The organism is Brevibacillus sp. HB1.1 (assembly GCF_013332445.1).
Lineage (GTDB): Bacteria > Bacillota > Bacilli > Brevibacillales > Brevibacillaceae > Brevibacillus > Brevibacillus porteri.
This window is the reverse complement of the sequence record NZ_JABMIV010000001.1, coordinates 194,750-215,966: the sequence shown is the minus strand read 5'-3', so window position 1 is coordinate 215,966 and position 21,217 is coordinate 194,750. Positions and strand designations below refer to the sequence as shown.

General features: G+C 47.5%; 11 protein-coding genes. 10 read left to right on the top strand and 1 reads right to left on the bottom strand.

Annotation, left to right across the window (positions count from 1 at the left end):
• Positions 1 to 5 precede the first annotated feature (5 nt).
• The 9 genes from HPY27_RS00920 (at position 6) to HPY27_RS00880 (ending at position 17,867) form a co-directional block, all read left to right on the top strand.
• Positions 6 to 4,730, top strand: coding sequence for a non-ribosomal peptide synthetase (locus tag HPY27_RS00920; RefSeq protein WP_174224171.1), 4,725 nt, complete (start codon positions 6 to 8; stop codon positions 4,728 to 4,730).
• Positions 4,731 to 4,866: 136 nt separating this feature from the next.
• Entirely contained in the window at positions 4,867 to 6,150 is a 1,284-nt protein-coding gene (locus HPY27_RS00915) for an MFS transporter (protein WP_017249127.1), read from the top strand.
• Positions 6,151 to 6,240: 90 nt separating this feature from the next.
• The gene (locus HPY27_RS00910; protein WP_217437869.1) at positions 6,241 to 7,446 is read left to right on the top strand and encodes an efflux RND transporter periplasmic adaptor subunit; all 1,206 of its coding nucleotides are present in this window, start codon (positions 6,241 to 6,243) and stop codon (positions 7,444 to 7,446) included.
• A gap of 3 nt (positions 7,447 to 7,449) precedes the next feature.
• The gene (locus HPY27_RS00905; RefSeq protein WP_174224169.1) at positions 7,450 to 10,491 is read left to right on the top strand and encodes an efflux RND transporter permease subunit; all 3,042 of its coding nucleotides are present in this window, start codon (positions 7,450 to 7,452) and stop codon (positions 10,489 to 10,491) included.
• Between the two features lie 449 nt (positions 10,492 to 10,940).
• Positions 10,941 to 11,144, top strand: a complete 204-nt coding sequence (locus HPY27_RS00900) for a hypothetical protein (RefSeq protein ID WP_026043127.1) — start codon at positions 10,941 to 10,943, stop codon at positions 11,142 to 11,144.
• A gap of 89 nt (positions 11,145 to 11,233) precedes the next feature.
• Positions 11,234 to 11,740, top strand: a complete 507-nt coding sequence (locus HPY27_RS00895; protein ID WP_254612801.1) for a MarR family transcriptional regulator — start codon at positions 11,234 to 11,236, stop codon at positions 11,738 to 11,740.
• A gap of 86 nt (positions 11,741 to 11,826) precedes the next feature.
• The gene (locus HPY27_RS00890) at positions 11,827 to 13,011 is read left to right on the top strand and encodes an MFS transporter (RefSeq protein WP_174224168.1); all 1,185 of its coding nucleotides are present in this window, start codon (positions 11,827 to 11,829) and stop codon (positions 13,009 to 13,011) included.
• A 79-nt stretch (positions 13,012 to 13,090) separates the two neighbouring features.
• A complete protein-coding gene (locus HPY27_RS00885; RefSeq protein ID WP_174224167.1) occupies positions 13,091 to 15,493 on the top strand; it encodes an AAA family ATPase in 2,403 nt (800 codons plus the stop codon).
• Positions 15,494 to 15,587: 94 nt separating this feature from the next.
• Entirely contained in the window at positions 15,588 to 17,867 is a 2,280-nt protein-coding gene (locus tag HPY27_RS00880) for a S8 family serine peptidase (protein WP_174224166.1), read from the top strand.
• Between the two features lie 51 nt (positions 17,868 to 17,918).
• Here HPY27_RS00880 and HPY27_RS00875 read toward each other — a convergent pair whose 3' ends face one another.
• Positions 17,919 to 19,556, bottom strand: a complete 1,638-nt coding sequence (locus HPY27_RS00875) for a PucR family transcriptional regulator (protein ID WP_174224165.1) — start codon at positions 19,554 to 19,556, stop codon at positions 17,919 to 17,921.
• A gap of 132 nt (positions 19,557 to 19,688) precedes the next feature.
• On the opposite strand from HPY27_RS00875, the gene HPY27_RS00870 reads away from it, so the two are divergent.
• Positions 19,689 to 21,197, top strand: coding sequence for a CoA-acylating methylmalonate-semialdehyde dehydrogenase (locus HPY27_RS00870; protein WP_174224164.1), 1,509 nt, complete (start codon positions 19,689 to 19,691; stop codon positions 21,195 to 21,197).
• Positions 21,198 to 21,217: the final 20 nt, after the last annotated feature.

Below are 21,217 nucleotides of genomic sequence, written 5' to 3'. Positions count from 1 at the left end.
GAGGTTTGAATGGTGTTCAGATTAAAAATATATACCGCTTGACACCTATGCAGGAAGGCATGCTGTATCACTTTATCCTTCATCCTGAATCAGAGGTTCACTTCGAACAAACGGTGATTACGATGGAGGAGTCGTTGCGGCTTGATCTCCTTGATCAGAGCTTTCGCGACCTCGTTGAAAGATTCGATATCCTGCGAACAGTCTTTCACTATAAAGAAAGTAAAAAGCCTCTGCAGATCGTGTTGAAGCAAAGAGAAGCAGCTATTCAGATCGAGGACATCTCTGACCTGACTCAGGATGAACAAGAAGCATTTGTGGAGCAATTTCTTGTAAGGGATCGGGGCAAGAGATTTGATCTGGAAAAAGATCTGTTGTTTCGGATTACCGTTATGAAATTGAGCGAATCAAAATACAAGATGGTGTGGAGCTTCCACCATATTATTATGGATGGCTGGTGCCTGGGGATTGTCGCAAAAGACTTTTTCCATATCTATCGCTCTTATCTTCAAAATAAGAAGGCTGAGCTGGCTCCACCGTATTCTTTCAGTACCTATGTCACTTGGCTTGGCAAGCAAAACAAACAAGAGGGACTCTCGTTCTGGCGAGATAGCTTGGATGGATTTGATCAGCAATCTCCTTTACCGGTTGAAACGATTTCAACCGGTAAGGGGTACCAACGAGAATCGATCGTATTTCGCATGGATCGGGAAACGACTGCCCGTTTGGAGCAGATAGCGAGATCAAATGATGTAACACTGAGCATCGTCTTTCATTCCCTCTGGGGATTGTTGCTGCAACGATACAATTATGCCAATGATGTTGTCTTCGGATCAGTCGTTTCGGGACGTCCCTCTGAGCTCGTTGGCGTAGAAGAAATGGTTGGATTGTTTGTCAATACGATCCCAATGCGAATTCGCAGTGAAGGCAAACAGACATTTTCAGAGTTGCTTCGGCAGGTGCAACAGTTCTTCACAGCCACAAGCAGCTACCAATACTTGTCTCTGGCGGATATTCAGTCCGAAACCACATTAAAACAAAACCTGATTCAGCATCTCATGGTCTTTGAAAACTATCCATTGACGGAAGAGGCATTCGACGAAGATGGAAAAGGTGGTTTATTCGGAATCACGGATGTCCAAGGATATGAGCAAACCAGCTACGACTTCAACTTGTGCATTATTCCCGGAAAGGAATTAGAAATTCACTTTATCTATAATGCACTTGCTTACAGCAATGCCTATCTGCAAAAAGTACGAGCGCACTTGAATCAGTTGATTCAAAGTATCGTCGGTAATCCGGACCAGCCGATTGCGACAATGCAAATGGTCACAGACGAGGAGCAGGCTCTCATTCTGCAACAATGGAATGACACGGAGATGCTGGTTGATCAAACGCGAACCATTGACCAGCTATTTAAGGAACAGGTCAAAAAGGGGCCGGATTACATTGCCGTGGTCGATCAGGAAGGCACATACACGTATCAGGAATTAGATGACAAATCCGATGCGCTGGCCCACGTGCTGCGTGAGAAAGGGGTAAAACCAGGCAGCATTGTTGCTGTGATGGTAGAGCGCTCTACTGCATACAGCCTCGCCATCTTGGCCGTTTTAAAAGCGGGCGGTGCCTTTCTTCCAATTAGTACCGACCATCCGAGCGAACGGATCAGCTATATGATCGAAGATAGCGGGGCCAGCATTGTTTTGGTCCATGATCCGACGGTATCGTATGCAGAGAGTATTCTCCCAGCAGCAACATTGATCAATCTTGATGATAGGAGCGTATACAACGATGTTTCACCTGTTGTACAGACCCTTCATCGTTCGAGTGACCTGGCCTACGTCATTTATACATCCGGGTCAACGGGGAAGCCAAAGGGAGTAAGGCTGCACCACGTCGGAATCGCCAACCTCCAGCAGTTTTTCATCAACGATCTCGGGATCACCCAAAAGGACAAGGTGTTGCAGTTTGCCAGCATCTCTTTTGATGCCTCTGTCTGGGAGTTTACGATGGGGGTATTGACGGGGGCGAGATTGGTCATTGTTTCAAAGGATGTCGTACTCGATCCGCAGGCTTTCAGTGAGTATCTGCTACGGCATGAAGTAACAGTCGCGACGCTTCCACCTACCTTTGTTACGTATTTGGAGCCGGAAAATTTCCCGAAATTGAAGACATTAATCACCGCAGGCTCAGCGGCAAACTGGGAGCTTGTCCATAAATGGAGTGCGCATTGCCGATACATCAATGCATACGGTCCAACCGAAACAACGATTTGTGCAACGACTTGGACGTATGAAGGGCAAGAGAGGCTGCCGCAGCAAGTGCCAATCGGAAAGCCCATTGCCAACACAAAAGTATATGTGCTGGATGCGCACGGTCATTTGCAGCCCCAGGGAATTCCTGGTGAGCTGGCTATCGCGGGTATTAGCGTCGCTGATGGCTACATCAATCGCGAGGAATTGACGAACGAGAAATTTGTGGCAGATCCGTTTATGACCGGTTCGAGGCTCTACAAGACGGGAGACATGGTGAAATGGCTTGCGGATGGTAGTCTGGAATATTTGGGGCGAATGGACAACCAGGTCAAGATACGTGGTTTCCGTATCGAGCTTGATGAGGTTGAAAACGTGATCCTATCCCAGGCGGGAGTGAAGGAAGCGGTCGTGTTGGCCAAAAAAGAGCAGGGAGGAGATGCCTGCCTGATCGCTTATCTGGTCTGGGAGCAGCCTGATTGGAACAGAGATTTGCGTCAGGAGCTTTTGGCCACTCTTCCGGCCTATATGGTACCAACGTATATCCACATCCTTGAGAGAATGCCTATAACACCAAACGGAAAAATAGATCGGAAAGCATTACCTGAGCCTGCCATGATCAGGGAGGCAAGTAAGCAGATGAATCCACCTGTTACAGAGCAGGAGATTAGGCTGGCGGAAATTTGGAAAGAAGTGCTCGACCTACAGGAAATCAGTGTGGATGACCATTTTTATGATCTGGGTGGGCATTCTATCAAAGCGATCCAACTGGTAGCGCGACTTCATAAGGAAGGAATAGAAGTAAAGATTCAAACGATCTTCCAATATGACACAGTCAGAGCGCTAGCAGGATATGTAGATACAGTAAACCGAGTTCGCACCACAAAAGCGCAAGATAAAAAAGAGCTGGAAACCTTGATTTACGCTCATTTTCAAGTACGAAGCAATTATGTAGAGTTGCCCTTCGGCAACAAGCATCGAGCTGTTCTGTACGTGGAGGAAAATGCGCGGGACAAACACCAAGAAATACTGTCCGTATTGCGTACGTCTTGTGATCCTGCAATTCAGCCGCACGCCATTCAATATCTGGATCTCTCGCAAAAAGCATGGGAAAAAGAGAGGAATGATATCCAAGAGGCTGCACTAGATGAGAATGAATCATTGCCATGGCAGGAGCGCCTCGTCAACGACCTCGATCAGAAGCTCCTCCGTTATTCGGAGGCGATCGTCACTCCGCAGACTTTTATCAGACAGCCGCTGTCACCTTCACAGCGCTATCATGTACAGGAAAAGGACATTTCTGGAACAGTGATTCGCTTTGGGCGGATGATCGATCCTAAGACACTGGAAAAGGCATTTCGTAAAGTCCTGGAGCGGCATCATTTACTGCGATGCACGTTGGCTTTTGAGGAAGAAGAGCCATATTGGAAAGAATATCCTTGCCCTAGTGAGATTGCGCTCCCTGTTGTTGATGTATCGAGCGACTCGGATGACAGAAAAGAAGCGGTGCGCCATCTTTTACTGAGCGAATATTTTTACAAGCAGCATGATTCGATCGGTTCTTTGTCTTACAAAGTGATCTTGCTGAAAGAGAGCGAGAAAGAGTACTCGTTCCTATTCCCGGCATCGCATCTCATTTTTGATTTTATTAGCAGTGAGGTTCTGCAAAACGACATGAACCTATATTACGAAGCGTTGGAGAATGGTACAGAGCTCTCGGAAAATGATGGGAATACGTATTGGGATTTCGTCCAGCAAATTACCAAGGGTCCAATCGGAATCGAAGATCAACAGCTCATGGAGGAATTTGATCTTCACGCATTTGAGAATAGTCTTTTGTCCATAGAAAGACAGCTCGCATCTTCATCCGCTTTGGACGGCTACACGATTGTTACCTGCGAACTGGATATGGACAACTCGCAGGAGACAGAAAATGCACGGATTCCGATTGCTCTTTTAGCCAGATTTTGCGAAAGAAGTTATGGAGTCCAAAAGGCACCCATCTTCCTCATGAACTTTGGCAGATCCTTTATGGGGAACCATTTCTTCGATGTGCTTGGCGAGTGCATCGATCATATTCCACTTCATATTGATCCAGCGTCGAGTTTGGATGAGTTGGAAACGTATGTGAAAGCTCGGTTGGATCTCGCAAAGGAGAGGAACATTCATTTCACCAATCTCGTGCAAAGTCATGATGTAACGGAAAACTATCCTCTTTCTAATCACTCACTCATCCAATCCATGCAGATGACGCCTATTATTTGTAACTTTCTGGGTGAGCAGAACAAGAGTCAACCAAGTGAATACGATCACCTGTTTATAAAAGGAAAGAAACGTATTCTCTTTGAGGCTTCCTATACATCCATGGGCAAAATGACTATTTTTATGGCTTTGCCATATCGCGAGGATGAAAGGAAGCTGCGAGTGATCTTGGAGGAGGAAGCGAAAAAATTGATAGGATCGCCTCTAGTCATACGCTAAGAATCGCCTAGGAATCGTATTGGAAATCGGCAGATGGATTCCGCTCTATTCCGGATTTATTGTCCGTGGGGTGTAGCGGGTTCCTCTTGCCGAAATAAATTGTCACCTAGAGGGATTACTATTCAGGGAGGTTAAGATGGGCAACCAAACATACGGATACGGATTGAATATTTTTCTCTTTTCTTTCACTCGTTTTATCACAGAATTAGGTAGCGGTGTCTACAAATTTGCTCTTGCTCTGTACATTGCGGATGTGACGGGTTCTTCCGCTGCATTTGCAACTGTTTTGGGCTTTTCGTACTTGCCAGGGGTGCTGATTAATATTTTTGCAGGCGCCTATATTGATAGACACAACAAGAAAAAAATCATGGTTGTCACCGAGCTGCTAAGCGGTGCGCTCGTTCTCTTGTTTTTACTGTTTTTCCTTCAGTTTCCCACGAATCTATGGCTATTTGTCGGATACGCCTTCGTGATCAGTACCATTCAGGCCTTTACGTATCTCGCTTTGCAAGCATCCATTCCTGAGCTGGTAGACGAAGAAAGAGTAGGAAGTATGAACTCTATTTATCAAGCGATCAGTGCCATTCTCAATGTAGCGGCTCCTTTGGTAGGGGCGGTTGCCTATGGGTTAGTCGGGATGGAAATGATTTTGCTGATTGATGGCCTTTCTTTTATCGGAGCAGGGATCATGCAGATGTTCCTCCGTTTCCGCAAGACTGAGGTTGTACAGGAGACAACGCAAAGCTATACAGACACAATCAAGGAAGTCTTCCAATATATCCGTGAACAGGTCGTCATCAAGTACTTGTTCCTGATTTTCCTTCTGCTCAACTTTATTTTCCCTCCGCTCATGTATGTAGGGCTGCTGCATATTGCCTATCGAGTCGAAAAAGTATCGATGGAGCAATTCTCCTTTATTCAGTCCTCCTGGTTTATCGGGATCATTATCGGAGCGGCTATTGTCTCTATGAAAAAGGTGAGCAAATACGTTGAGAATAAAATCTTCCTTTTGATTCAAGTGCAAGGGATTCTCTTGATGACGTGGATCTTTCCGATTTTTGTTCCGGAAATGAGTAACGCCTCGTGGATCATTACGGGCGTGTTTGTCGGGATTTTATTGGTCTCCGCCATCTTCAACTCCATGGGGAACATCCCGATCTTTACCTTTGTTCAATTGAACACGCCTGAGCATTTGCGTGCCAGCATGTTTGGCGTGGTCGGGACTTTTACCGGAGTGGCCGTACCGTTTGGGATCTGGTTGTACGGTATTTTACTGGAGGCCGTTTATTGGCCATATCTCTTGTTGGTCTCAGGTGCCGTCATTTTCGTAGTCGCTTTGATCGCTCATCTGAACAAGCAAGTGAGTCAATACTTTAAGAAAAAAGAAGAACAGGTGGTTGCGACAGACAAGTCTGCTTGAGCAAGCTCACGATAACGAGAGAGAGAATATGATGTCAGCTTCATTCAAAAAGACAATGACAAAACTACTGGAGGACTCTACGTGAAGAGTATGCGCTACGTCGTTTTGACCGTTGTACTGATGTTCATCACGGGATGTGGAGTGGAAACGAAACAGGAAGCGGAGCAAACCAAGCAAAAGATCGTGCAGGTGCACACCGTAAAACAGACGGATTCCTTGCCGATACCACTTACTGCTTTCGTTGAATACAAACAGGAGAGCCATTTAGCCTTTGGGGCTTCAGGTACGATTGAACGAATGAACGTAACAAAAGGGGCAAAGGTGACACAGGGCCAGGTATTAAGTTCATTAAATACGAACTATTATCAAAAAGGGCTGGAAGCGGCACAAAGCCAGGTTCAAAGCGCATCTGCGTTGCGTTCAAAAACGTTGCAAGGAGCAAGCGCCGATCTCATCAGCAAACAACGCTTGGCAGTGGACAGCCAGGAAAAGCGCATGAAGGATGCGCAACGGAAATGGGAGACAGCCCAAGAGCTGTTTAAGGGCGGTGCTATTTCGCAGAGTGAGCTGGACAGTGCACAGTTGGAAAAAGAGCAAAACGAGATTTCGCTACAAGAGGCGCGAATTACGTTGGATAAGTTGCTAAAGGGTGCAGAAATCAACGAGATTGCCAGTGCAGATGCCGATTTGAAACAAGCGGCCAGTCAAGTAGAGCTCGCAAAGAAAACCCTTCAAGAAACGCAACTCGTCGCACCGTTTAGCGGTACAGTCATTGATGTGACCCAAAAGACAGGTAGTCTTGCCCAGCCAGGTGAAAGTATCATTCACCTGGTTGATAGCTCGGATGTGAAGCTGAAGGTCGATGTCCCATTGGATGTGATGGAAAACTACAAGCAAGGGGACACGGTGCCTGTGACAGTGGAGGGAAAGGGCAAAAGTAAAGGGACCATTACATTTATCTCACCTGTACTTAACCAGGAAACGGGAAAGTATCTTGTAGAGATAGCTGTTTCCAATAAAGACAACGTGTTGATCGAGGGGATGGTCGCGACTGTAGAGATGGCACGCAAAGTGAACGGAATGCTCGTTCCCGTCCAAAGTGTTGGGATTAAGGAAACACAGCGCTTCGTCATGGTTGTCGAGAATGGTGTAATCAAGAGACGCGACGTGCAAGTGGGACAAATTGTTGGAAATAACATCGAGATTCTATCGGGCCTTCAGTCAGGTAATCAAATCCTAATCTCCGGCATAACGTACTACGCCGAAGGAGAAGTCGTTACGGTGAAAGGGGAGTAACCGATGGACAAGGTCATTCTCTTTTTGCTGAAACGAAAAGTGATCCTCTATTTGTGCACATTCCTTATCGTGCTTACCGGAATCGGTGCTCTCTTTTCCTTCAACGTGGAGCTTGTACCGAAAACGAATTTGCCTTGGATTGAAGTGAATATTTCAGGAGGAGCGCTGCCACCTGAAGAGATGGTGGAAAAGGTCACGAAAAAAATAGAGCAGGAATTGAAATCTGTGGCTGGCATTAAAAATTTCTCATCGAAAACAGGGACGGGGTTTTCTGGCATCTCGATCCTTTCAGAGGATGGGGAAGGTGAAAAGGTCAAACAAGAGACACAAAATATTGTAAATCGGCTGCGCAACGAGTTTCCCAAAGTAGTGGATACCGTTACGGTCACGCAAACGAATTTAGGTGATGAGGACTTAATCGACTACGCAATGGTGGGTACCGATACACAGACCATGCTCACCTTGCTGAAGACGACCATTAAGGATCGAATAGAATCCGTCCCGGGTGTGAAGGAAGTGGTCATATCCGAGGACGGTTTTGAAAATAAGGTTGCGATAACATTTCTTCCTGAACGGCTTACTGCCTATCGAACGACAGCAGCGGATGTTGTTGGTCAGCTTCAGAGTGCCAATTGGAAAAAAGCTGTGGGGATATTGGAGAATCCGGGGTTCGACACCGTTGTGATGATTGACAACAGCTTAAAAAATGTAGAAGAGTTCAAAAACATTTTGATCAAGACACCCAAGGGCAAGGTTGCACTCGAACAATTGGCAACGGTGAGTGACCTACGCGGAAGCGTGAAGGACGCAATTTCCATGACAGAAGGAAACCTCTTTGTACAAATCAGTGTAAAGCGTGCTGCGGGGAGTGACCTGATCACTACACAGAAAAAAGTCGAGGAAGTTGTGAGGCAAATCAATAATGAGGCGGGCGGAAACTACGAGCTGAGAGTCATGTTTGAATCCGTCTCCTTTATTAAAAAAGCGATCACCAATTTGAGTCGAGATGTTGTCATTGGAGGAATATTGGCAATCCTCGTGCTCTGGGTATTCCTGCGAAATTGGCGTGTGACGATGGTCATTGCAACGACGCTGCCTCTCTCCATTCTGATGACTTTCATCGCTTTGAAAGCTGCCGGATATAACATTGACATGGTGGTATTGATATCACTGAGTTTGTCAATCGGATTGATTGTTGACGCCGCAATCGTTGTTCTGGAGAGTATTTATCATTTGAGAGAAAAGGGAATGCAGCTGAAGCAGGCCATCGTTCAGGGATCAAAAGAAGTCATAGCACCTGTTTTTGCTTCCCAATTAACTTTGATTATTGTGTTTTTACCGCTTGTGGTCACGGATTTTGAACAGTGGCTGAAGCCTATTCTTCATACCATTGCGTTTACCGTTACCTCTACCATTCTTGCGTCAACGATTGCAGCTTTTCTGTTTGTTCCCATTTTTTCCGAGCGTTTTCTTCAACACGATAAACAGTTGCAGTCCCCTAGCGAAAAAGGGAAAAATCGGATTGTTTCTCTCTTTCAGCGATTACTGCTGGTAACCCTTCGTCATCGAATTCTCACATTGCTGGTGGCTCTTGCGGTGTTTGTAGGGGCATTGGGTCTCTTCCCATTGATAAAAATAGGAAATGGCTTGAATGCCAATGAGAATCAAATTTTTGCCACGCTCACGATGCCCGATGGCACTAGCTTGGAACAGGCGCGAACAGCGGCAGTTGAAGCGGAAAAAGCATTGAGAGAGTTGTCTGACGTCAATCAAGTCTTTTTTACGGCAAAGAAAGAGACCGTCGAGTTAAATATTACATTAGTGACCAAGTCGCAACGAACACAAGAGAAAGAAGAATTTATGCAAGAAGTAAACGGGCGCTTGAATGCCATTGACGGAGTGGAACGGACGAGTTTGACATTTGGCTTCTCAGGTGAATCGGCACCTATTGAGTTGCAGGTCGCGGGCGAAGATTTAGAGGTTTCCCGGTCAGTTTCCACAAAAGTAGAAGAAATGCTGGGGAGCATCCCCGGTGTAGTCAACATTCGGAATGACTTTGAAAGAGGGAAGGAAAAAGTAACGCTGACACCAAATCAGGAGGCAATGTCTCAATTACAGGTTGACTCAGATTCATTGGACAGCCAAATCAGCTTGCTGCTTGGGGAGCAATCCCTATCTACAATCAGTCAAAATGGTATCGAAACCTCGATTGTTGCCAGATTTCCAGAGACATGGGTGACACATCCTGACCAACTCCAACACACGATGATTCGAACCGAAACAGGCTCACAGGTGCCGTTACACGAGTTGGTCGATTTCCATTTCAGCAAATCTCCGATCACAATCAAGCATGAAAAAGGAGAACAAATCATCACCGTGTCAGCAGAACTGTTGGGCACGGACATTGGTACGGCAGGCAGACAAATCAATGAGAAACTGGGCACTGTGGAATTGCCCGCTGGATACAAGATCGAGATCGCTGGCGATTTGAAGGAACAGAATAACACCTTTACCCAGGGAATCATCGTCTTGGTAGCAGTCGTCTCCCTCATCTATGTGATTATGGTGGCGCAGTTTGGGAGATTATCTCAGCCGTTTATTATCATGCTGTCGCTGCCTATGGCCTTGGTGGGAGTCATTCTCGGATTCGTGGTCACGCAGCGAACCTTTGGTGAGATGGCGATGATTGGGCTCGTCATGCTGGTAGGAATTGTTGTTTCCAATGCGATTCTGTTAATTGACAGAATCAATCTGCTCCGTTCACGGGGCATGGGGTTGGAAGAAGCGATTGTACAGGGGACGCGCGATCGTGTTCGTCCGGTAATCATGACCAAGCTGACCGCGATACTCGGCATGCTGCCGATGGGACTCGCTGTTGCGGAAGGAGCGGAACTAGAGGCGCCGCTTGCTACCGGGGTAATTGCGGGTTTGATTTTTCACACGCTCGTAACGCTTGTATTGGTTCCTGTTCTTTATTCGATCTTTGAGGGGATGCGCGAAAAGAGAGTAGCGCGAAAAAAAGCGCATCGCATTGCTGATTTGTAAAAAGGGAAACGGGGCACAGTGCTGTTGAACCAGCGTTGTGCCCTCTAACAGCTTCCTAGAGCGAATAACTTTTACGACAGGTGAGTCTGTCAAGGGTTCAACACAAAGGAGGAGCAATCATGAGCATAAAAGTAGGCATTATTGTCTGCGGTTCCAATGCAAACGAACGGCTAATCCGGATCGTGCACAGAAGCTGATTGCAAAGTACGGGGGTACGGTAGCGGCTAGCTGGCAGGAGGTCGTTCATCATCCTGAGGTTCAAGTGATCAGCGACTGCTCGACGAACGAAATGCATCATATCATCACGACACAGGAAAAGATGGGCTTATCGCCCTTTTGATTATCGAAGCGGCCATGGAGTCAGCTGCAACGGGAAAAACGATTTCTTTGCAACAAAGTATTGGATGATTGCCATGTTGCTTGGTCACACTAAGGTGGGAGGTGTAACCATGGAACGAACCATTCAGGTCAATGGTGAAGATTATCATTTCGAGTCAACGTATGATGGAGATTCACAGTATAATGTTCAAGTACGATGCGGCAAGAAAGTGGTATCGAGCTTTAAAATCTCGGCCGGATCGGAAAGTGAAGTGTTTGAGGCTGCTCGTGCTCATTTCAGTGCGGACAAGGAATTGGGCAATCTAAATGGATAGAGACTGGTCTCGGAACGCAGCTTGCGAATGCAGGGCTGCGGTTTTTTCTTGCGCAAAAGGAAATCTCATGATAAGGTTATTTTGTTTCCTTGGAAACAAAGTTCGAAATAGATGAGGAGCTGATGGCATTGGACCCGAAAACGAAGCTTTGGAATCGATGGATCACCTTTCTACATAAACAGGAGGAGCGCAGCAAGCTACGTGAAGAAATGCTATTGCGCGATATCAAAAGCAGCGTACCTGATTACGATAAAGTTGGTAGGTTATCCGTAACAGAGCTCCACGTCCTTCAAGAGGTAGGGGGAAAAGATCGAGTCAATGTTACGACAATTGCACAGCATATTGGGGTAACAAAGAGTGCGATATCCAAAATAACAGTCAAGCTTTTGAAAAAAGGATTACTCGAGCGCTATCAGCTCGAAGACAATCAGAAGGAAGTTTTTTTTCGTCTGACATCAGCAGGAGAAATGGTAAACGAGATTCACGAACACTACCATCAACGACTGGAGATGGACGTGTACCGATTCTTGGATAGGTATAATCCTGCTGAATTGGCATTTTTGGATGAGGTCATAAGAGAAGCAACAGAAGATTAGGGGAATTATACAACTGGTGTTCATTATTTTTTTTACGAAAATTGTTTCCAAGGACACAATATTAAAGAGATAAGAGGAGAGAAACCATGAATCCAAAAAAAGTACTGTACCTACTTGGGATAACGCTAATGCTAGGTATGTTCGCGCAAAATTTGTTCATGCCTATTTTACCAGCCATGCAAAAAGAGTTTCAGACGAGTGCAACCATGATAAATTGGACCATTTCAATCTTTACCGTCATGCTCGCGATTATGCAAATCATCTACGGACCATTTATCGATCGGTTCGGCCGAAAACGTGTCATGATACCTGCCTTGATCCTATTTACGCTCGCGTCAATCGGATGCTATCTGGTCGATTCTATTTATGGGCTACTATTTTTTCGGGCTTTACAAGGGGCGGGGTTTGCTGCCATTCCGATCGTAGCCGCAACGATCATTGGTGACATATTTACAGGAATCCAACGTGCATCTGCGATGGGTACTTATCAGATGCTGCTTGCGCTTAGTCCGGCACTTGGTCCACTGTTGGGAGGTTGGATTGGCGGCATCGGCGGACATTCTGCGGTCTTTTTGTTTTTGGCGATCTGTGCAGTCTTTCTCGTCGTCATCAATGCTATATTGTTACCCGAAACGAAAAAGGCTCAAGCTATATCATCAGGCGGTTTTACACTAGGGTCTTTCCGTAATATTTTGCTCCACCCAGTTGGTGCATCTGTCATTTTGATCGGTTTTAGCCAAATGTATGCCTATTATTGCTTCCTGCTGTTTCTCCCTGTGCAATTGACGAACCATTACGTAGTCTCCGTTGAAATAATCGGATTGGTTTTCTTGCTCGTGTCAGTCGTCTTTATTATCAGTAGCAAGCTGTCTGCTGTATTGCAAAATCGATGGGGAGCACGTAAAACATTACTGGTGACGACCGGTTTAAATGCTTTGGCGATGTTTCTTTTTATGACTGCTGCTGATGTTTCTTTTCTGCTGCTTGTGGTAACAAGTACGCTGTTTGCCTTAACCTTAGGTGTAGGTATGCCTGCACACACGATTTTGCTATCCGAAGTATTTGAAGCAGAGCGTGCAACGTCCATTGGTGTGTACAATTTCATCCGCTATACGGGGATGGCTGCAGGTCCGGTTGTAGGTGCGATGCTGTTAGAATGGGGCGGGGTCTGGCTTGAATTTGGTATGGCCGGTATCCTCATCACTTTGGCGACCTTGTTCGCGCGTCAAAAGGTGAAAAAAACCGCATCGAGCATGCAAGGGGAGTTCTAATGTTCGGACAGACTTTTCATGTTCGGCTAAATATGCTACAACAGGGATGAAACAATGGAGCGGGAGGAGCAATCAAAAGATGCAGCATCAAGAAGAACGGGACCCGAGGGTACTGATTGCAGGTTTTAGCGAAAATCCGTCCAGCATCCAGTCACTATCCGAAGGCGAATGCCTGACATTCCTGCAAATGCTTGAACAGCATCGCCAAGAACATCCAGGCGAAGAGCTTGATTTGATGGAAGCGATGGTGTTGACGCGAATGTCTGCTTTGCGGATGCACAAAACAGGAGGCCATACGCTGGCAGCTGAATGGGTAGATCGTGCGCTTCAACTAGCCCCTGATTTTCGCTACGCTGGAGAAGTTAAGCTCGAGCTGTACTTTTCACAGTTGCGATCCCATGCCTTTCTTACTGAATTCAAGTCCGTGCGTGAAACGGATAACGTCGTCATGCGCAGGAGAACAGTTGAGGTGCTGGAAGAGCAGGCAACCAATGAGTTGGCAGACATCACGAAGTGGCGCTCTCTTGCTGAAGAGACGATACAGGCAGCGCAAAAATGGAACGATGCGGAGGCGGAAGCTACGGCTGCTGGCCTCGTGCTGTTATACACGGAACGACAAAATTTATTAATTCAATTGCAAGAACGTGTTCAAGCGTATGGAGCGTCTTTATCCGGGGTCTTTTACTCCAGTGAAATGCTCGTCCAATTGCAAGAGACGATTCGCGCTTTAACTAACCAGCAAGAACAGAAGGAAAAGCTCCTGCCGCAAAGGAACGAAAAGGTAGAAGATCGCGAAAAAGCGACTCAACAAGATTTGAGTGCTTTAGAGCAATTGGAGCGGTTGATCGGCCTGGACGAGATCAAACATCGGGTTCGGCAGCTAGCGCAATTTCTACAGTATCGCCAGCTGCGCGAAGAAAAGGGCTGGCATATGAAAGACCAGCTCCCTCTTCATCTCGTGCTGATGGGGAACCCAGGAACAGGGAAGACGACCTTGGCTCGCTTGATCGCCAAGCTGTATCAGGAGCTCGGATTGTTGGCAAAGGGACAGCTCATCGAAGTGGATCGTTCTCAGTTGGTCGGCGCTTACGTGGGACAGACAGAACAGCGCGTCATGGAAGCAATCAAGCAGGCAGACGGCGGCGTCTTGTTTATCGATGAGGCATACAGCTTGAAGCGCCCAGATAGCTCTGGCAGTGATTACGGACAAGTGGCGATTGACACGCTTGTATCCGCTATGACGAGTGGTGAGTATGCAGGACGCTTTGTCGTGATGCTGGCGGGCTATCCCGAAGAAATGCGTCATTTTTTGTACGCCAATCCTGGGCTGAATAGCCGTTTTCCAGAGACGGGCCACTTTTTACTGCCGGACTACCAATCGGACGAACTGGTGCAAATCGCAGAAGAAGTAGCCGTACGGAACGATTTTACTCTGACAGAGGCGGCAAAAATTACGCTGCGCCAGCGCATTGAAAAAGCGCAAGTAGACGAGACGTTTGGAAATGCACGGGCAGTTACAAATATCGTACTCGATGCAATCTTTGCCAAAGGACGCGAGACAGATGGTAAGGAACTGAAATGGGATGACTTTACGATTCTGAAACCCGAGGATGTCCGTGGCTTCGATCCGCCGCAAAAAGAAAGGCATGCAGAAGCTAGACTGCAAGCGTTGATTGGTCTTGCTCAAGTGAAAACGGAGCTGAAAAAAATTGCTGCGTATGTGTCCGTCCAGCAAGAACGTGCAGCAAGAGGCCTGCCGAAAAGTCCGATTGAGCTGCATGCCGTCTTTACTGGGAATCCAGGCACAGGGAAGACGACGGTTGCCCAACTGTATGCGCAGATTTTGCAAGAAATCGGCTATCTGAAACGTGGTCATCTTGTTGCGGCGAGTAGAGCCGACTTGGTAGCGGGGTATGTCGGTCAGACCGCAGCGCTTACACGCAGGAAAGTTCGAGAAGCTTTGGGCGGCGTCTTGTTTATCGATGAAGCGTATTCGCTGCTCGGTGGAGGGGAGCGGGATTTTGGACAGGAAGCGGTTGACACGCTCGTAGAAGAGATGACCAAGCACGAAGAGAATCTAGTCGTGGTCCTCGCAGGCTACCCACTCGAAATGAATTCATTATTGATGAGCAACCCTGGACTTTTGTCGCGGTTTAAAAAATATATTGCGTTCCCCGACTACACCGTGAAGGAACTCGTGCACATTCTTGAACAGGCTGCATGCGATGTAGGGTATGCGATTGAGAAGAACGTGCTGGAAATGATCTCGCAGTCTTTGGATAAAGCAGTCAGTGATCATCGATTGAATGGCAACGGTCGTTTTAGCCATAATCTATTGCAAGAGGCGATCCAGAACCAGGCAGTGCGACTGATGGATATTCCGAAGCAAGAATGGAATCAAGAAATGCTGATGCAGTTGGCATGGGCCGATTTTCAACAGCTATTACAGTGGACGGTAGAAGAGGATGGGGCAAAAAATTAGTTTTTGTCCCATCTCTATGCCTTCCTACTCTTTTGACAATTCACCCTTTCTCTTATAATGGATAGAAATGGTTACATTACGCCATGGGGGAAGGGTGTTTGGTTTGCGAAAAAAATGGCAGGCAGCTTTATGCACGACACTTGTTCTGACACTTTCGCTGGAGGGCATTCCAGCGGATGCCAAGCAAGAGGGAGAGCGTCGGGGCAATATCCAGATCGAAGCCGATAAGGGTCTTGCACTGGACAAGCTTACGTCGAAAAAGAGAGAGTCCGAGCTCGTCGTTATTCAGTTATCTGGTCCTGTTCGTGAGGAGTGGAAAGAAGAACTGGAAGATATCGGCGTCACGCTTGGTGATTACATACCGGATTATGCATTCATCGCGAAAATGGAGGATGAACAGGTAAGAAGGGAAGTCGAGGAGCTGTCCTTTGTCGAAGACGTCATGGCGTTTACACCGAAGTCCAAAGTATCGTCAGAGCTTCGCTTTTCAGGAGGCAATAGAGAGCGGGTCGAGGTTGCCGTCATCGGTTTCAATCAACGGGTGGACATGTTTCGAGCGATGACGGAAATGACAGAGGATCAAGATATACGGGACATTCAAACGCCGGAAGATGCTCCGCATATATCTATCGCTAAGATGGATCAAGAAACGATTGAACAAGTGGTCGAATCAGATGATGTTATTGCTGTCGTCCCTGTGCCAGAAAACAAGCTACACAATGATGTGGCAGCTACCATCATTCGTTCGGACAAGCTGACCTCGACAGGGTATACAGGCAAGGGACAAATTGTCGGAGTCGCCGATACCGGACTGGATACAGGGAAGCTTCAAACGATGCATCCAGATTTTAAAGGCCAGATTGAGAAGCTCATTTCAATTGGCCGACCGAATGATGCGAGTGACGTCCACGGTCATGGTACGCATGTTGCTGGCTCCATTGTGGGCACAGGAGAAGCATCTGATGGACAGTATAAAGGAACGGCACCGGGTGCGAAGCTCGTTTTCCATTCCATAGAAACCGCGAAAGGGAAGCTCAACACGGATGTTGAGACGATTTTGCAGGAAGCATACGAAGAGGGAGCCCGCATTCACTCCAATTCGTGGGGAACGAATGATAAGGGAGCGTACAGCCTATCATCGCTTCTGTTTGATCGCTTTTTATGGGAGCATCCAGATATGACGGTGCTAATTGCGGCTGGAAACGATGGCGAGAAAGGCTATAAAACGATTGGGAGCCCAGCCACTGCTAAAAACGTCATCGCCGTTGGCGCCACGGAAAATGTTCGGCCCAACTTGGGGAAGAGCTCCGATAAAGCGGACGACGTGTGGGTATCGAGCAGTCGCGGCTTAACGGACGACGGACGTCTGAAGCCTGATATTGTCGCGCCTGGTTCAGCGATCTTGTCCACGCGCTCTTCACTGGCACCGAGCAAAAATTTCTACAAGCGTTTTAATGAGCATTACGCGTATATGAACGGAACGAGCATGGCTACGCCGATATTAGCGGGCGGTGTGGCACAAATCCGGGAATTTTTACAGGACGAAGGGGAAAAAAATCCGAGTGGTGCATTAGTAAAAGCCATGCTGTTGACGAGTGCAGACAACTTGGATGAAGACATGCGAGAGCAAGGCTTCGGCCGAGCTAATCTGGAGCAGGCAATTGAAACGAATTACAAGGACGTGAAGGACGGCATTCGCACCCGTGAAAAAGTTACGTATAAGGTCAAGGTCTCGGATGATTCCAAGCCTTTGGCAATTACACTTGCGTGGACGGATTATCCTGCTGCCATTGTCGCAAAGCGTACGCTCGTCAACGATTTGAATCTGAAGGTGACGACACCGAGTGGAGAAAAACTGAACGGCAACGACTTTTTTGAGGCCCCGTACAATGACGAAGTGGACAACCTTAACAACGTCGAGCAAGTGTGGATTACCGACCCGGAAGAGGGAACCTACACCGTGACGGTCGAAGGCTATAACATCCCGAAAGGACCTCAGCCGTATGCGCTAGCAACAACGGGAAAATGGCAAAAGACGGATGACGAGGAAGAGGAAGAGGAAAAACCGCCAGTTGTAGACAAAGAACCTGCGCGAACAGGGAAACTGACGAAGAAGCAGAAAAGCATGGAGTATTTGATCCGTGTTAATGAGCCTGGTGATTTGGAATTGTCCGTAGAGTGGGAAGAGAATGCAAATATTGATTTGTACGTGTTTAACAGTCGTTCACAAGAGCTCGCTGCTGCAACAAGCACCGACAAACCAGAACAACTATCAGTAAATCTTGAAAAATCCGGTCTGTACAATATTCGAGTTGTGTTGACGGATGGAAAAGAAGCAAAGTATCGCCTATATATGAAAAAGCCAGGAAAATAAATAACAGACACAACCTTCGTCTTTTGATCGGATGAAAGGTTGTGTCTTTTTTTACTGATGTTGCTCTTCTTTTCTTAACCATTCCCGCGCTCGCAGAGCGATTTCCAAGCAAATCCTGTTTTGCGTTGCCATGTAATCCTCACCGAGAATTTCTTCGATTTTTTCCAAGCGATGATAGAGCGTTTGTCGATGAATGAACAGTTTTTCCGCAGCCTCCTGCTTGGACAGGTTGACATCTAAATAGACACGCAGCGTATGAACGAGCGAGGAGCCGTGTGCTTGGTCATGGGCTAACAGCGGGCCTAGATAATCGCTTATGAAGGTTTTTAACACAGGCTCACTAGGTACGTGGAATAGGAGTCGGAACAATCCGAGATCAGCGAAAAACGGACTGGATGATTCCTGGCAAAAAGCCAGTGCCTGTTCCGCCTCTGCGAGGTGTCGTCCAGCGTCAGACAACCGTTTTCCGGTTCGACTGACCCCCATCCATATTTGAACATCCGTTCCTAGCATTTGCGTCATGATTCTTTTGACGTCGCGAAAGGCTTTTTCCAGGGTACGACGGGAATCTGCAAGCGGCTGCTGCTCGATTAGCAAAAAGTAAAAGCGATGGCCCATGCAACGTATGAAAGGACGAAAGCGATGACGAGTCAATAGGGAACGGAAGATAGCTGTCAGATCGTGCGGCGGAAGGGAGTCCTCGGCCAGGTTCTTCGGCTTCTCAAACGATAAAAGAATCATGTGATAGGCCGATGTTTTACCGCTGCCTGTGATACTGAGTAAGGAACGCATTTGTTCCTCAGGTATGGAGCGGTTGGCAATCAAATCATCAAACAGCCGGTTTTCGGTAGCAAGCGCCTGTTCCTCCACAAACATTTTCCTCATTAAAATTTGGGCCATCGCGCTGACTGTATTGTCTAAGGTCAGGAGCAAATACTCATCCGGACTGCGTTCATACAAAACAATGCCGACATAAGCGAGCACGTGACCCATTGCAATCACTGGTTGATAGGCAAGCTGCCTGGTCGCAGAGAGAGAAAGGAAGCGGACGCCAGCTTCACTACTATCCAGTTCGGAAAAATGAGACCGCATCAAATCGCTCATCTCCACTGCAACATCATGCGGTACTACCGGGGCAAATTGTGTGGAGACATCTGGTGCGTAATAGAAGACCTGCGTCTGAACTGCCAGCTGAAAATGCTGCAAGAGCTTGGGTATGCCCGCAGCCTGTAGGCTGAGCTGTTGCAAACTGCGAGAGTATGCTTCGAGATTGCGAAGTGCTTGCATCTGCGCATGGATCAAATGCTCGTGCAAATCTTGCGTGATGTCCACAAAGCGGACGGGCTGATGAAAGACGAGCAACGGAAGCTGGTGGTGGTTCGCCAACTCTAGCATATCTTCAGGGATGGAGGGAATGTAACGTCCCAGCTCGATGCACAGCCCGACTGCTTTTCGCCGAATGAGCTCTGTTAAATACGCAAGTCGCTTTTCCTTTTCTTCGCCAAATCCTAGCCCGGTAGATAGGATCAACTCTCCGCCATTTAAAAACTGTCCCGTATCAGCAGTCTCCAAGACGTGAACCCAGCGAACAGGTCGGGACAGGCCGCGATGCCCCGCCACCACTTGGGCATGTTGAAACAATGGCCGCTTGATAATTTCTGCAATGGTCAGGCGCAAATCGTTGCTCATCAGGATCACCTCTTCCATTTACACTCTGTATGATTAACCCTACGTAATGCGTTACGCTTTGTCTAGTGCTGACAGGCATTGTTTTTGGATAAAATGGAATTGTCAATGAATTGAACGTGAGGAGTTGAAGAGATGAACACAGCTATCGTAGGAAATCCGTTGAAAAACTACATTGGGGGGCAGTGGATAGATTCACTGACGACACGCTTTGAAGATGTACCCAATCCAGCAACAGGAGAATTGTTGTCACGCGTGCCACTATCGACGAGAGAAGACGTGGACAAGGCTGTTGCTGCTGCAAAGGAAGCGTTTGTGAGCTGGAGTGCTACGCCTGTCGTGGATCGTGCGCGCATTATGTTTCGTTTTCATAGTCTTCTCGTAAAACACGAGGATGAACTCGCCCGGATGATCACCATGGAGAACGGCAAAAATCTGCCTGAGGCACAGGCAGAGCTATTGCGTGGGCTGGAAATGGTAGAGTTCGCTTGTGGGATGCCGACACTGATGATGGGAGAAACATTGCCCAATATCGCAAACAGCATCGACAGTCAGGTGATCCGTTTTCCTTTGGGGGTAGTCGGCGGGATTACACCATTTAACTTCCCTGTGATGGTCCCGATGTGGATGTACCCGATTGCGATTACCGCAGGAAATACATTTGTCTTGAAGCCCTCAGAGCGTACGCCGCTGTCTTCGATTCGAATTGCTGAACTGCTAAAGGAAGCAGGGCTGCCAGACGGTGTATTCAATGTCGTAAACGGAGCGCATGATGTCGTCAATGGTTTGTTGGAGCATCCGGACGTAAAAGCGATCTCATTCGTCGGTTCGCAGCCGGTTGCGGAATACGTGTACAAGACAGCAGCGGCGAACGGGAAGCGTGTGCAAGCACTGGCTGGGGCGAAAAATCATCATTTGGTCATGCCTGACACGGATTTGAAGCGCGCGGCAAAAACAATTACGAGCTCAGCATTCGGCTGCGCAGGAGAGCGGTGTATGGCAGCCAGTGCTGTAGTAGCTGTTGAAGAGATTGCTGATGAGCTGATCACGCATCTGATCGAGGAAGCCAATGCTCTCGCAATGGGGAATGGTTTGGAGGTGGGCATCGATCTCGGGCCAGTCATCCGTGATTCGCACTTGTCCAAAGTACATGACTACATTGAAAAAGGTGTTGCGTCTGGCGCCGCGCTGGTACGGGATGGTCGCGAGGATGCGAAAAGGCTGCCGGATGGTTACTTCCTCGGGCCAACGATTTTTGACAAGGCAGATGCCGAGATGGTCATTGTCCGAGACGAGATTTTCGCGCCTGTCCTGAGTGTCATGCGTGTGAAAGACTTTGAAGAGGGCTTGGAGACGATTAGTCGCTCGCGTTTTGGCAATGGGGCGACCATCTATACGAACAATGGAAAATGGGGAAGAGAATTCGTTCAGCAGGTGGAAGCGGGGATGGTCGGTGTCAATGTAGGAGTGCCTGCTCCGATGGGCTTCTTTGCTTTCTCAGGCTGGAAACAGTCCTTTTACGGTGATTTACATGCAAATGGAAAGGATGGCGTCCTCTTTTTCACGAAGAAAAAAACGGTCACATCCAGATGGTTCGAAGAAGGCGATACCAGCATCGGCTCGCAAAAAGTTTTTGTAAAATAACCGCTTACGAAAAAATAAGG

What these genes read in the sequence shown, in the direction of transcription:
- HPY27_RS00900 (WP_026043127.1), top strand. Translation starts at nt 10,941, where the DNA reads ATGGAACGAACCATTCAGGTCAATGGTGAAGATTATCATTTCGAGTCA.
- HPY27_RS00890 (WP_174224168.1), top strand. Translation starts at nt 11,827, where the DNA reads ATGAATCCAAAAAAAGTACTGTACCTACTTGGGATAACGCTAATGCTA.
- HPY27_RS00875 (WP_174224165.1), bottom strand. Translation starts at nt 19,556, where the DNA reads ATGAGCAACGATTTGCGCCTGACCATTGCAGAAATTATCAAGCGGCCA.
- HPY27_RS00915 (WP_017249127.1), top strand. Translation starts at nt 4,867, where the DNA reads ATGGGCAACCAAACATACGGATACGGATTGAATATTTTTCTCTTTTCT.
- HPY27_RS00910 (WP_217437869.1), top strand. Translation starts at nt 6,241, where the DNA reads ATGCGCTACGTCGTTTTGACCGTTGTACTGATGTTCATCACGGGATGT.
- HPY27_RS00870 (WP_174224164.1), top strand. Translation starts at nt 19,689, where the DNA reads ATGAACACAGCTATCGTAGGAAATCCGTTGAAAAACTACATTGGGGGG.
- HPY27_RS00905 (WP_174224169.1), top strand. Translation starts at nt 7,450, where the DNA reads ATGGACAAGGTCATTCTCTTTTTGCTGAAACGAAAAGTGATCCTCTAT.
- HPY27_RS00885 (WP_174224167.1), top strand. Translation starts at nt 13,091, where the DNA reads ATGCAGCATCAAGAAGAACGGGACCCGAGGGTACTGATTGCAGGTTTT.